Origin of the sequence: Bacillus sp. FSL W7-1085 (assembly GCF_038595035.1) — a bacterium.
In the GTDB taxonomy this organism is placed as follows: domain Bacteria; phylum Bacillota; class Bacilli; order Bacillales; family Bacillaceae; genus Bacillus; species Bacillus altitudinis.
Window position 1 is genome coordinate 2,609,980 of the sequence record NZ_CP152000.1, and the last position, 11,625, is coordinate 2,621,604.

General features: G+C 41.2%; 10 protein-coding genes. 1 reads left to right on the forward strand and 9 read right to left on the reverse strand.

Annotated features, from left to right (window positions below):
* Positions 1-5: 5 nt before the first annotated feature.
* The 3 genes from icd to MKY11_RS13455 form a co-directional block, all read right to left on the reverse strand.
* Complete coding sequence (icd, locus tag MKY11_RS13445) at positions 6-1,277, reverse strand: NADP-dependent isocitrate dehydrogenase (protein ID WP_024424789.1); 1,272 nt, start codon at positions 1,275-1,277, stop codon at positions 6-8.
* A gap of 146 nt (positions 1,278-1,423) precedes the next feature.
* Positions 1,424-2,542 carry a citrate synthase gene (gene citZ / locus MKY11_RS13450; protein ID WP_008346063.1) on the reverse strand — a complete coding sequence of 373 codons (1,119 nt, stop codon included), beginning with the start codon at positions 2,540-2,542 and terminating at the stop codon, positions 1,424-1,426.
* A 375-nt stretch (positions 2,543-2,917) separates the two neighbouring features.
* Complete coding sequence (locus tag MKY11_RS13455; protein ID WP_007501699.1) at positions 2,918-3,382, reverse strand: DUF441 domain-containing protein; 465 nt, start codon at positions 3,380-3,382, stop codon at positions 2,918-2,920.
* Between the two features lie 100 nt (positions 3,383-3,482).
* On the opposite strand from MKY11_RS13455, the gene ytvI reads away from it, so the two are divergent.
* Positions 3,483-4,601 (forward strand): sporulation integral membrane protein YtvI, encoded by a 1,119-nt coding sequence (gene ytvI / locus MKY11_RS13460; RefSeq protein WP_024718659.1) that lies wholly within the window; start codon positions 3,483-3,485, stop codon positions 4,599-4,601.
* Positions 4,602-4,625: 24 nt separating this feature from the next.
* Here the strand turns inward: ytvI and MKY11_RS13465 are convergent, their stop codons facing one another.
* From MKY11_RS13465 to MKY11_RS13490, 6 genes are all read right to left on the reverse strand, one after another.
* The gene (locus MKY11_RS13465) at positions 4,626-5,015 is read right to left on the reverse strand and encodes an FxsA family protein (RefSeq protein ID WP_061419875.1); all 390 of its coding nucleotides are present in this window, start codon (positions 5,013-5,015) and stop codon (positions 4,626-4,628) included.
* Between the two features lie 99 nt (positions 5,016-5,114).
* A complete protein-coding gene (pyk, locus tag MKY11_RS13470; protein WP_024718661.1) occupies positions 5,115-6,875 on the reverse strand; it encodes a pyruvate kinase in 1,761 nt (586 codons plus the stop codon).
* Positions 6,876-6,902: 27 nt separating this feature from the next.
* Positions 6,903-7,862: a 6-phosphofructokinase gene (pfkA, locus tag MKY11_RS13475; protein ID WP_017358271.1), complete on the reverse strand. Its 960-nt coding sequence runs from the start codon at positions 7,860-7,862 to the stop codon at positions 6,903-6,905.
* A gap of 339 nt (positions 7,863-8,201) precedes the next feature.
* Positions 8,202-9,179: an acetyl-CoA carboxylase carboxyl transferase subunit alpha gene (gene accA / locus MKY11_RS13480; protein WP_008346075.1), complete on the reverse strand. Its 978-nt coding sequence runs from the start codon at positions 9,177-9,179 to the stop codon at positions 8,202-8,204.
* Positions 9,164-10,039: an acetyl-CoA carboxylase, carboxyltransferase subunit beta gene (gene accD / locus MKY11_RS13485; RefSeq protein ID WP_008346077.1), complete on the reverse strand. Its 876-nt coding sequence runs from the start codon at positions 10,037-10,039 to the stop codon at positions 9,164-9,166. The genes accA and accD overlap by 16 nt, the downstream gene beginning before the upstream one ends.
* 305 nt (positions 10,040-10,344) lie before the next feature.
* Positions 10,345-11,577: a malic enzyme-like NAD(P)-binding protein gene (locus MKY11_RS13490; RefSeq protein ID WP_007501712.1), complete on the reverse strand. Its 1,233-nt coding sequence runs from the start codon at positions 11,575-11,577 to the stop codon at positions 10,345-10,347.
* Between the last annotated feature and the right edge of the window lie 48 nt (positions 11,578-11,625).

Here is an 11,625-nt window from a genome sequence, read left to right on the forward strand (position 1 = left end):
AAGAATCAAGACAAGTTTTTGATGAGCTCGTCAGCAAACTCAGAACATTTCACTTCTGTTGCACCGTCCATTAATCTAGCAAAATCGTACGTGACGACTTTAGATGCAATTGTTTTTTCAACAGATTGAATCACTAGATCAGCAGCTTCTTGCCATCCAAGGTGCTCAAGTAAAAGCACGCCTGATAGAAGAACAGAAGATGGATTCACTTTATCAAGACCAGCGTATTTCGGTGCTGTTCCGTGAGTCGCTTCAAAAATAGCGTGTCCTGTTTCGTAGTTGATATTTGCACCAGGTGCGATACCAATTCCACCAACTTGTGCTGCAAGTGCATCAGAGATGTAGTCTCCGTTTAAGTTCATTGTTGCGACAACATCGAACTCAGCTGGACGAGTTAAAATTTGTTGAAGGAAAATATCTGCAATGCTGTCTTTGACAATGATTTTGCCAGCAGCTTCTGCTTCACTTTGCGCTTTGTTTGCCGCATCTTTTCCATCTTGTTCTACAATACGATCATATTGTGCCCATGTAAAGACTTTGTCGCCAAACTCTTTTTCAGCCACTTCGTAGCCCCAGTTTTTGAAGGCTCCTTCTGTAAATTTCATGATGTTTCCTTTGTGAACAAGCGTCACAGATTTACGGCCTTGGTCAATCGCATATTGGATCGCTGCTCTGACAAGACGAGATGTTCCTTCTTCAGAAACTGGTTTGATTCCGATACCTGATGTTTCTGGGAAACGGATTTTATTCACACCTAATTCGTTTTTCAAGAAGTCGATTAACTTCTTCACTTCGTCTGATCCTTTTGCATACTCGATTCCTGCATAGATATCTTCAGTGTTTTCACGGAAGATGACCATGTCTGTGTCTTCTGGACGTTTCACAGGAGATGGTACACCTTTGAACCAGCGAACTGGACGTAAGCATGTGAATAAATCAAGCTCTTGTCTTAGTGCCACGTTCAATGAACGGATTCCTCCGCCAATTGGTGTTGTCAGTGGTCCTTTGATCGCGATTAAATATTCACGAATGTCTTCAAGTGTTTGCTCTGGAAGCCACTCGCCAGTTTTATTGTAAGCTTTTTCACCTGCATATACTTCTTTCCAAGTGATTTGCTTTTCACCTTTATATGCTTTTTCTACAGCTGCTTCAAGAACTCTTGATGCTGCTTTCCAAATGTCAGGACCGATTCCGTCCCCTTCGATAAACGGGATAATTGGATTATTTGGTACATTCAATACGCCGCCAGTAACTGTAATTTTTTCGCCTTGTGACAATGATATTACCTCCCAGGTTATGTAGTGAATATTTGAAACTTCCAAGCTTGATGTCTGCAAGCCAAGAAGTTTTTCACGTGATTCGTTTTTTGTTGATATGGAGGCTGATTGGTTTAGATGGATCAGCCTCCGCTATTCTATAAACATTAGTCTCTTTCACTGATCGGAACAAACGTTTGAAGATCAGGTCCAATATAGTCAGCTCTTGGACGGATCAGACGGTTGTTGTCATATTGCTCTAAAATGTGAGCAATCCATCCAGAGAATCGGCTGATCACGAAAATTGGTGTAAACAAGTCATGATCAATTCCAAGACTGTGATAGACAGAAGCAGAATAAAAATCAACATTTGGTGGAAGATTTTTCTCTGATGTCACGATTTCCTCTGCGCGTACAGACATTTCATACCATTTTGGCTCGCCTGTGAGATTTGTTAAGCGCTGGCTCATTTCTTTTAAATGTTTTGCACGCGGGTCACCCTGGCGGTAAACGCGGTGGCCAAAGCCCATAATTTTCTCTTTCTTCTCTAGCTTACCATGAATATAGGAATCTACGTTTTCAACTTCGCCAATTTCTGAGAGCATCTTCATTACGCCTTCATTCGCGCCGCCATGAAGTGGTCCTTTCAATGCGCCGATAGCCGCTGTTACACCAGAGTAGATATCTGATAGTGTAGCAACACATACACGTGCTGTAAATGTCGATGCGTTTAATTCGTGATCCGCATGTAGAATGAGCGCTTTATCAATCGCTTCAATTTCTACTGGTGAAGGCTCTTCGCCGTTTAGCATATATAAGAAGTTTGCAGCATAGCTGTATTCTTCTTTTGGCTGTACAGGCTCAAGTCCCTTTCGAATACGTGAGAATGCAGCGACAAGTCCAGAAATTTTCGCTTGTAAGCGAATGGCTTTTCTGTAATTCGCTTCTTTGTCCATAATCTCTGATTCGTCATCAAGTAAACCTAATAAGGATACCGCTGTACGAATCGCAGACATTGGATGAACCCCATCCAGCGAATAAGATTTAAAGTGCTCAATGATCTCTTGCGGAATATGAGCATTTTCATTGAGCTGCTGCTTTAACTCGCTTAGCTCCTGCTCATTCGGCAGCTTTAAGTGCCATAACAGGTAGACAATTTCTTCGAAAGTCGCTTTTTCAGTTAAATCATCGATATTGTACCCTACATAAGTAAGAGTATCATCAATAATTGAGCTTACGGATGAAGTTGTTGCCACGATACCTTCAAGACCTCTTGTTGCTGTCATGTTCAATCTCCCCTTTTTAAAAAGATTCCCCTTCGTTGCAAAATTCTCGCTTTTTGAAAGCGCTATCCAACCAAAATAGGCTGGCAGGTTTAGAAAAGAAAATGCTTACATTTACCTATACGGTTAGAGCGCTTTTAGCCTCATATCTCGTGTTTGATCAATGAGTTCAAAATTAAGCCTATTCCCATTATAAACAATAATCAGACATTTGTTAAATGTTTAACTATAATTTTTTTTGATATTTTTTTTTCCAGCCTTCCGGTTCGGGCATGGAATAAAGGGATTTTGCTTCTTTTAATATATTTAATTATGTTTTTTTGCAAAAGCTCACGCCAGAAAAAAAATCAAAAGAAAGTGGCATGTGCCACTCTCTTTTTAACCGCTGAAAAATTTCACTGCTTGCATCGCTAAATAGGCAATTCCAGCACCAATCAGCGGGCCAACAGCCACACCTTTGAATAAGCTGACTGCCAAAATCGTACCGAATACAAGTGCTGCTGTGATATGCGGATCGTTTTCGAGTAGCACAATGCCGTTTTTTGCAATTAATGCTACTAATATACCCGCTCCAAGAGCTATCCAAGCATAGGAAGATTTCATCGCTTCTCCAAGTTGTTTAAATCCAATGTCCCCTGTTGCGATCGGTACAAGCACAGCGATCGTGATGACCGTCACACCCCAATTGATACCTTTTGATTGCAGAACCGGGAATATTTTTTGATCCAGGCCAATCAGCTTAATGGCAATCAGCACAGAGACCGCTAAAATTAACGAATTGTTTTTTGCAATAAGTGCAATAACGAGTAAAAGAACCAAAAACAAATTTGCTTGAGTAAACATACGCCGCTCCTTTCTTTCTTTTTATTGCGACCTTTTCATATTACTAATCTTTTTGAATAAAATGAAGTATCGGACATGCTTGTTTTTTGGAGGGGATTGTGTGAATCACACTTATGTGGGCATTTTTTTGCGAAGTTTGATGATTTTCAGCATCGCCGTTTGTGCGGTTGTTTTTTTATATCAGTCTTTTCCGTTTTTATATCCATTTTGGATTGCATTTGCCGTGTCGTGTTTGATTCATCCAGCCGTATGCAAAATTGAAAACATGACCGGGATGCCAAGAGGTTTTGTTGTCATCATTGTGTTATTACTCTTTTTAGTGGCAGCAGCTGGATTCATGACACTTTTAGTGGCGGAAATCATTTCAGGAAGTGCTTATTTAGCAAAGGTCCTGCCAGGTCATCTTGATCAACTGATTGGGATCGTGGAACGTTTTTTCACAGATCAGATTTTGCCTTTATATCATGATTTGACTGCTCAATTTAATACACTTCAAGCAGGTCAAAAGGAATCGATTTTAGGACAAATCCAAGCACTTGGTGACGAAGCAGCGGCAAAAATCGGGACTTTCCTTTCAAAAACTCTTGAATTCATTCCAGCTTTTTTAGGTCTTTTGCCTGACGCAGCAGCGACGCTTTTATTTTCCGCACTAGCGACTTTTTTTATCACAAAAGATTGGTTTACGTTAAAAAAATATGGTTCTCGTATCTTTCCCGCCAAATGGATGCTTCATACACGTGCCATTTTATCTGAAATCAAAAAAGCCATTTCTGGCTTTATGAAGGCCCAGCTTCTCCTTGTTGCCATGACCATTGGGATCGTGCTGATTGGACTTTTCATCTTAAAGGTCGAGCATGCGATTGTGATTGCTCTATGTATTGGTCTAGTTGATTTACTTCCTTACATCGGGAGTGGCACCGTTTTTCTTCCGTGGATCATTTACTCCGCCATGACAGGAAATCTTTCACTCGCCATTGGACTAGGCATTTTGTATATTGTGGTGCTCATTCAAAGACAAATATCAGAGCCAAAAGTCTTAAGTAAATCAATCGGTCTTAATCCTTTAGCAACACTTGTGGCGCTGTTTGTCGGGTTAAAATGCTTTGGTTTTCTTGGACTTGCACTCGGTCCCGCTTCTCTTGTCGTTTGGCAGGCGTTTCGTAATGCAGGGGTTTTCAGAGACCTTTATCAGTACATTCGGTATGGTGCGCAAAAGTAAAAGAGACCTGATGCGAAGGTCTCTTTATCGTATAATCGTATAGCGTTTGCGATTGGACATGTTTCTAAGCCAGCGCTCAAAGAGCGGTTTGATCCGTTTTCTTGTCATGGGAATGAGCAGCACAGCCCCAATCAGATCAGAAAGGAATCCAGGTATGAGCAGCAGCAAACCACCGATCAGAATGCAGAAGCCATCGACAATGGTGGCCCCTGGCATTTTGCCATACTGTAAATCTCGCTGCACTTTCTGAAATGCTTCTATTCCTTGTTTTCTTGCAAAGTAAGCACCTAATGCGCTAGTTAGCACAATGAATAGCATCGTTGGTAAAATACCAATGATGTTACTTGAGATTAGAAATAAACTAATTTCCACTGCCGGGAACAGAATCAATAATAGTAGAAAATATTTTTTCAACCATATCACCTCATGGGGTCTCTTTCATCGAAAGCTGTTTACTTTTTTTAGTGTAACATAAAAAAAGAGAGGAGTCAGATAACTCCCCTCGTGTGTGATTTAAAGGACGCTTGCACGGCCTTTGTAGATCGCTCCGCGTGCTGGATCTACTGTAATCTCTTCGCCTTCTTTTAGAAGTGTTGTGGCACTGTCAAGACCGACAATGACTGGAATTCCAAGACTAAGCCCAACGACTGCTGCATGGCTTGTTAAACCGCCTTCTTCCGTGATAAGGGCAGACGCTTTTTCTAAAGCACCCATCATATCACGATCTGTGCAGTTTGCGACAAGAATCGCACCATCGTACATTTTTTCCTCTGCTTCTTTTCCGCTTTGTGCAATAACAACCGGTCCAAATGCAGATTTGCGGCCAATTCCTTGACCCTTCGCAATGATGTCACCGACAACATACACTTTCATTAAGTTCGTTGTACCAGCTTCTCCAACCGGCACACCAGCTGTAATGACAATCAAGTCGCCATGTCTTACATAGCCAGATTCAATAGATTTTTCTACCGCATTCTCTAGCATTTCATCAGTAGATGACGTATTTGATCCACTCTTCGCAAATACACCGAATACGAGAGATAGCTTTCTTGCTACTGATTCGTTTGCTGTGACTGCAACGATTGGTGCTTTAGGTCTATATTTTGAAATCATTCTTGCTGTATGACCACTCTCAGTAGGTGTCACAATTGCTGCCACATCAAGCTTCATAGCTGTGTGCGCAACAGATTGACCGATTGCATCTGTAATGCTGACCTCTACTTCTTCGCTTCTGCGAGAAAGGATTGCTTTATAGTTAAGTGCTTCCTCTGAACGTGAGGCAATGTTGTGCATCGTTTGCACAGCTTCAACTGGATATGTTCCTGCTGCTGTTTCACCAGATAGCATGATCGCATCTGTACCGTCAAAAATAGCATTTGCCACGTCACTTGCTTCCGCACGAGTTGGACGAGGGTTACGCTGCATGCTGTCCAGCATTTGAGTTGCTGTGATGACAGGCTTGCCTAAACGGTTGCATTTTTTGATCAGCATTTTTTGAACAAGTGGTACTTCTTCTGCCGGAATCTCTACACCAAGATCTCCACGCGCGACCATCAGTCCATCTGATACCTCAAGGATTTCATCGATGTTATCAACGCCCTCTTGGTTTTCAATCTTCGGAATGATTTGAATGTCAGCTGCGTTGTTCTTTTCAAGTAGCTCACGAATTTCAAGAACATCAGAAGCTCGTCTCACAAAAGAAGCTGCGATGAAATCGACACCTTGTTCAATTCCAAACAGAATATCATTGGCATCCTTTTCTGTAATACCCGGCAAGTTCACACTCACACCTGGTACGTTGACACCTTTTTTGTTTTTCAGTGTGCCTGTATTCATTACTTTTGTGACGATTTCTTTTCGGTCCTTATTTAACTCTTTTACTTCTAGACCAATCAGACCATCATCTAATAAAATAGTTGAGCCCACTTCTACATCATGAATTAAATCTTCGTACGTCACACTGATTTTTTCAGTGTTTCCCACAATGTCTTCCATACTCACGATAAGATCAGCACCAGCAACTAACTCAATTGAGCCGTTTTCAACTGTGCGTGTACGGATCTCTGGACCTTTTGTATCAAGAAGGATCGCAATGTCCTTGCCTAAAGTTTTACCTGCTTTGCGAATGTTTTCAATACGTGCACCATGCTCTTCAAAATCTCCATGAGAGAAGTTTAGTCTGGCTACATTCATTCCTGCTTCAATCAATTCAGTCAGCTTTTCAATGCTTTCACTTGCTGGACCGATTGTACAAACGATTTTTGTCTTTCTCATTACTGTTCCTCCTAAGGTCTTCTCGTTTTATATAGAGAGCTCTTGTGAAAGTCGGTACATATTTTGATCGACTGTATGCTTTTTATCTAAGATGTCTAAAATATCGTGATGAACGAGTTCGTTGCTTTGAATGCCTACACAGCGTCCGCCTCTTCCTTCAAGAAGAAGTTCTACTGCATACGCTCCTAGGCGACTTGCGAGCACTCGGTCAAACGCACTTGGAGAACCTCCACGTTGAATATGTCCTAAGACAGATACACGCGTTTCAAGGCTTGTCTCCTCTTCAATTCTCTTACCAAATTCGACACCGCTGCCTACGCCTTCTGCGACGATGATGATACTGTGCTTCTTGCCGCGCTCATGTCCTCTTCTCAATCTGGCAATAATTTCGTCCATGTCATAGTCTGCTTCAGGAATCAAAATCGATTCAGCTCCGCCTGCAAGACCTGACCAAAGGGCAATATCCCCTGCATGTCTTCCCATTACTTCCACTACGTATGTACGTTCATGAGATGTGGCTGTATCACGAATTTTATCAATGGCATCAATGACAGTATTTAGTGCTGTATCAAAGCCAATAGTGAAATCAGTACCAGGAATGTCATTGTCAATCGTGCCAGGGACACCTACACATGGAAAACCGAGCTCTGTTAATTTCTTCGCTCCCATGAATGAGCCATCTCCACCGATGACAACAAGTCCTTCAATACCGAATTTTTTTAAGTTCTCAATCCCTTTTTCACGACCTTCAACTGTCTTGAATTCAGGACATCTTGCCGTGTAAAGTTTTGTTCCTCCACGATGAATGATATCGCCTACTGAACCTATTTCGAGTTTCTCAATTTTACCGTTAATTAGACCTGAATATCCATTATAAATACCGTAAACTTCTACATTATGGTAAATTGCTTTCCTTACAACTGCGCGCACAGCTGCATTCATTCCTGGGGAATCCCCACCGCTCGTTAAAACTCCTATACGCTTCATCTTTTTCACCTCAGAGACCATATATGAATTAAACATACCATTTCCACTGCTTGAAAACAATCATGAGCAAAACCGGATGTTTTCAATACGAATTTCTAAAACCGTACTTATTATACAATTAAATAAAATGTTTTTAAACAAAAGTTAAGAAAGTCATGAAAGCACTTTGTTCAAAAAACAGTTGATCCAAGTACTCTAAACCTTGTCAAATCAACGTTTTCAGACGTTTCAAATTTTATGAAAACAAAAGAAAATTATTTTCAAATAGCGCTTACATCAGATCGTTTTGATGAAAAAAGACGAAAAAAATAAACGCCAGCCAAAAGGCTGTACGTTTATTTAGTTTACCCCAATATATTGATTTTCAATCGATACTTTACCAATTGCTTTGTATTTTTGATATCTTTGTTCGACTAATTCTTCAGGCGATTGTTTGAGCAAAGATGTAAGTGACTGTTTTAATGTTTTTTCAATGTAGGCTGCTTGTTGTTTCACGTCTCGGTGTGCTCCACCTTGCACTTCTTTAATAACATCATCTATAATATCTAATTCTTTTAGGTCTGGAGCAGTAATTTTCATTGATTCTGCAGCTTTTTTCGCAAGTGATGAGTCCTTCCAGAGCAGTGCTGCTGCACCTTCAGGTGAAATCACTGAATATGTTGAGTTCTCTAGCATAAATAGGTGGTTTCCTACGCCTAAGCCTAGTGCTCCGCCACTTCCGCCTTCTCCAATGACAATACAGACAACCGGTACACGAAGTCCTGCCATTTCGAAAAGGTTTTTCGCAATTGCTTCACTTTGCCCGCGTTCTTCAGCTGCTTTACCAGGATAAGCTCCTTTTGTATCAATAAAGCAAATGATTGGACGATTAAATTTATCTGCTTGTTTCATCAAGCGCAATGCTTTACGGTAACCTTCTGGATGCGGCATCCCGAAATTACGGCGCAAGTTTTCTTTTGTGTCTTTTCCTCGCTGATGACCAATGACTGTGACAGGAAGTCCTTTAAACGTAGCAATTCCTCCAACGATGGCTTCATCGTCGCCATAAAAACGGTCACCGTGACATTCGAAAAAGTTATCAAACAGCTCTTGAATGTAATCGAGAGTTGTTGGGCGCATCGCATGACGAGCAATTTGTACTCTGTCCCACGGCTTTAAATTTGTATAAATGTCTGTTTCAAGCTTACTCAGACGCGTTTCAAGGCGCTCAATTTCCGCACTTAAATCCATCTCTGAGTTTTGTGTGAACTTTTTCAATTCATCAATTTTCGCTCGAAGTTCAATGACAGGTTTTTCAAATTCTAGTTCTCCAGCCACTCTCGTTCACCTCCTGTGCTGTGTAATGCTAAGATTTGGCCTAATGTTTCTTTCATTTCTGCACGGTGAATCACAGCATCTAACTGACCATGCTTCATTAAAAATTCAGCCGTTTGGAAGTCCTCTGGTAGGTCTTCACGAATGGTTTGTTCAATGATTCTGCGACCAGCAAAACCAATTAATGCACCAGGCTCTGCAAAGTTGTAATCACCGAGAGACGCAAAACTAGCTGATACACCGCCAGTTGTCGGATTGGTCATCACAGAGATAATCAGACCTTGATCCTCGCTGAATAGCTTTAATGCTGAACTTGTTTTTGCCATCTGCATCAGACTAAGAATCCCCTCTTGCATTCTTGCTCCTCCAGATGCAGTGAAGATGATAAATGGCACCTTGTCCGCTTTTGCTTTCTCAATAGCTAATGTAATCTTTTCACCAACGACTGAGCCCATGCTGCCCATACGGAACGTGGCATCCATGACAGCAATGACAGCACTTTGACCTTTAATTTCACCTTTTCCTGTTACGATGGCTTCATTCAAAGATGTTTTTTCTCTGTCTTTCTGAAGCTTTTCTTCGTAGCCTGGGAAACCGAGCGGGTTCTCAGAAATGAGGTGACCGTTAAATTCTTCAAATGTGCCTTCGTCTACAAGGCTTTCAATACGTTGTTTTGCATTCATTTGCAAATGTCTGCCGCAATTCATGCAAACACGTAAATTTTTATCTAGTTCTTTGGTGAGCATTATTTTTTTACATTGCGGACATTTGGTCATGATGCCTTCAGGCACATCTTGACTTGCCTGTTCAGAGGGTACAGATGCATATTTTTTCTTTTTACTGAAAATATTCTTGATTGACAAATGACTACCTCCCTTTTTGAAGGGTTTTTTCTTTACACGCACATCCACTATTATAGGACATGTCATAACTGTACCGAAACTATTGTACTTTTTTTGTCAAACGCTGTCATCCTTCATTCAATTTTTTCAGTGGGGAATTGATGAGAAATGAGTATAGGTTTGGGGCGCTGAGTAGTTGGTATATGTGAATTGTGAACGTCTACAAAAAAATCTCATTTAGGATGAAAAAAATTTCGTGTAAGAGAGGAAATAGTGCACGTTTTTCCTCCAAATTCAGAAAGAACGTGCACACTTTTCCAATTCGATTACTCGCCGATAATCGTTAATTTTCTTGTTTTTTCTGCAACAGCTTCTGGGTCTACTTTGATTCTTGAAACGCCCGTTTCCATTGCTGCTTTTGCCACTGCTTTGGCTACCGCTGGCGCTACTCGTGCATCAAATGGTGCAGGGATAACGTATTCCGCTGACAATTCTTCATCTGATACAAGGGAAGCAATCGCTTCAACAGCTGCAATTTTCATTTCTTCGTTAATGTGTGTCGCACGTACATCAAGCGCTCCACGGAAAATACCAGGGAATGCAAGGACGTTGTTCACTTGGTTCGGGAAGTCAGAACGGCCAGTTCCTACAACACTTGCACCTGCTGCATGTGCGTCTTCTGGCATGATCTCTGGGTTTGGATTAGCCATTGCGAAGATGACAGGATCTTTTGCCATTTTTCCAACCATTTCTTTAGTTAAAGCACCTGCTACTGAAACGCCGATAAAGACATCTGCGCCTTCAATCACTTCTTCTAAAGAACCTTCTTTACGATCTTGGTTCGTGAATTTAGCTACTTCATTTTTCACTGCATTCATACCATTCGGACGGCCTTCATAAATAGCGCCTTTTGTATCACACATGATGATATCACGTACACCGAAATGATAAAGAAGTTTGATAATCGCAATTCCTGCTGCTCCAGCGCCGTTTGCAACCACTTTAATTGAAGACATTGATTTTCCAGACAGCTTCAGTGCATTCACAAGTCCTGCCACTGTTACAATCGCTGTCCCGTGCTGATCATCGTGGAAAACAGGAATGTTTGTCTCTTTTTTCAAACGCTCTTCAATGATAAAGCAGTTTGGTGCTGCAATATCTTCAAGGTTCACGCCGCCAAACGTCGGCTCAAGAAGCTTCACTGTTTCAACGATTTTGTCTACATCGTTTGTTGCAAGTGCGATTGGGAATGCATCAACACCTGCAAAGCTTTTGAATAAGACAGCTTTTCCTTCCATTACTGGAAGAGATGCTTCTGCCCCAATGTTTCCAAGCCCTAATACAGCACTTCCGTCTGTGACAACAGCGACCATATTGCCTTTCATTGTATAATCATACACTTTGCTTGTATCGTCATAAATATCTTTACATGGCTCCGCTACACCTGGTGAGTAAGCCAAGCTCAAGTCTTTCGCATTTTTCACTTGTACCTTTGATTTTGATTCGAGTTTGCCTTGATTCTCTTTGTGCATATGTAATGCTTCTTCTCTTAATGACATGTGATGAACACTCCTTCAAGTGGAAAATGATTTAATGAATTGCTAAGT

What these genes read in the sequence shown, in the direction of transcription:
- MKY11_RS13455 (WP_007501699.1), bottom strand. Translation starts at nt 3,382, where the DNA reads ATGTTTACTCAAGCAAATTTGTTTTTGGTTCTTTTACTCGTTATTGCA.
- citZ (WP_008346063.1), bottom strand. Translation starts at nt 2,542, where the DNA reads ATGACAGCAACAAGAGGTCTTGAAGGTATCGTGGCAACAACTTCATCC.
- MKY11_RS13490 (WP_007501712.1), bottom strand. Translation starts at nt 11,577, where the DNA reads ATGTCATTAAGAGAAGAAGCATTACATATGCACAAAGAGAATCAAGGC.
- pfkA (WP_017358271.1), bottom strand. Translation starts at nt 7,862, where the DNA reads ATGAAGCGTATAGGAGTTTTAACGAGCGGTGGGGATTCCCCAGGAATG.
- pyk (WP_024718661.1), bottom strand. Translation starts at nt 6,875, where the DNA reads ATGAGAAAGACAAAAATCGTTTGTACAATCGGTCCAGCAAGTGAAAGC.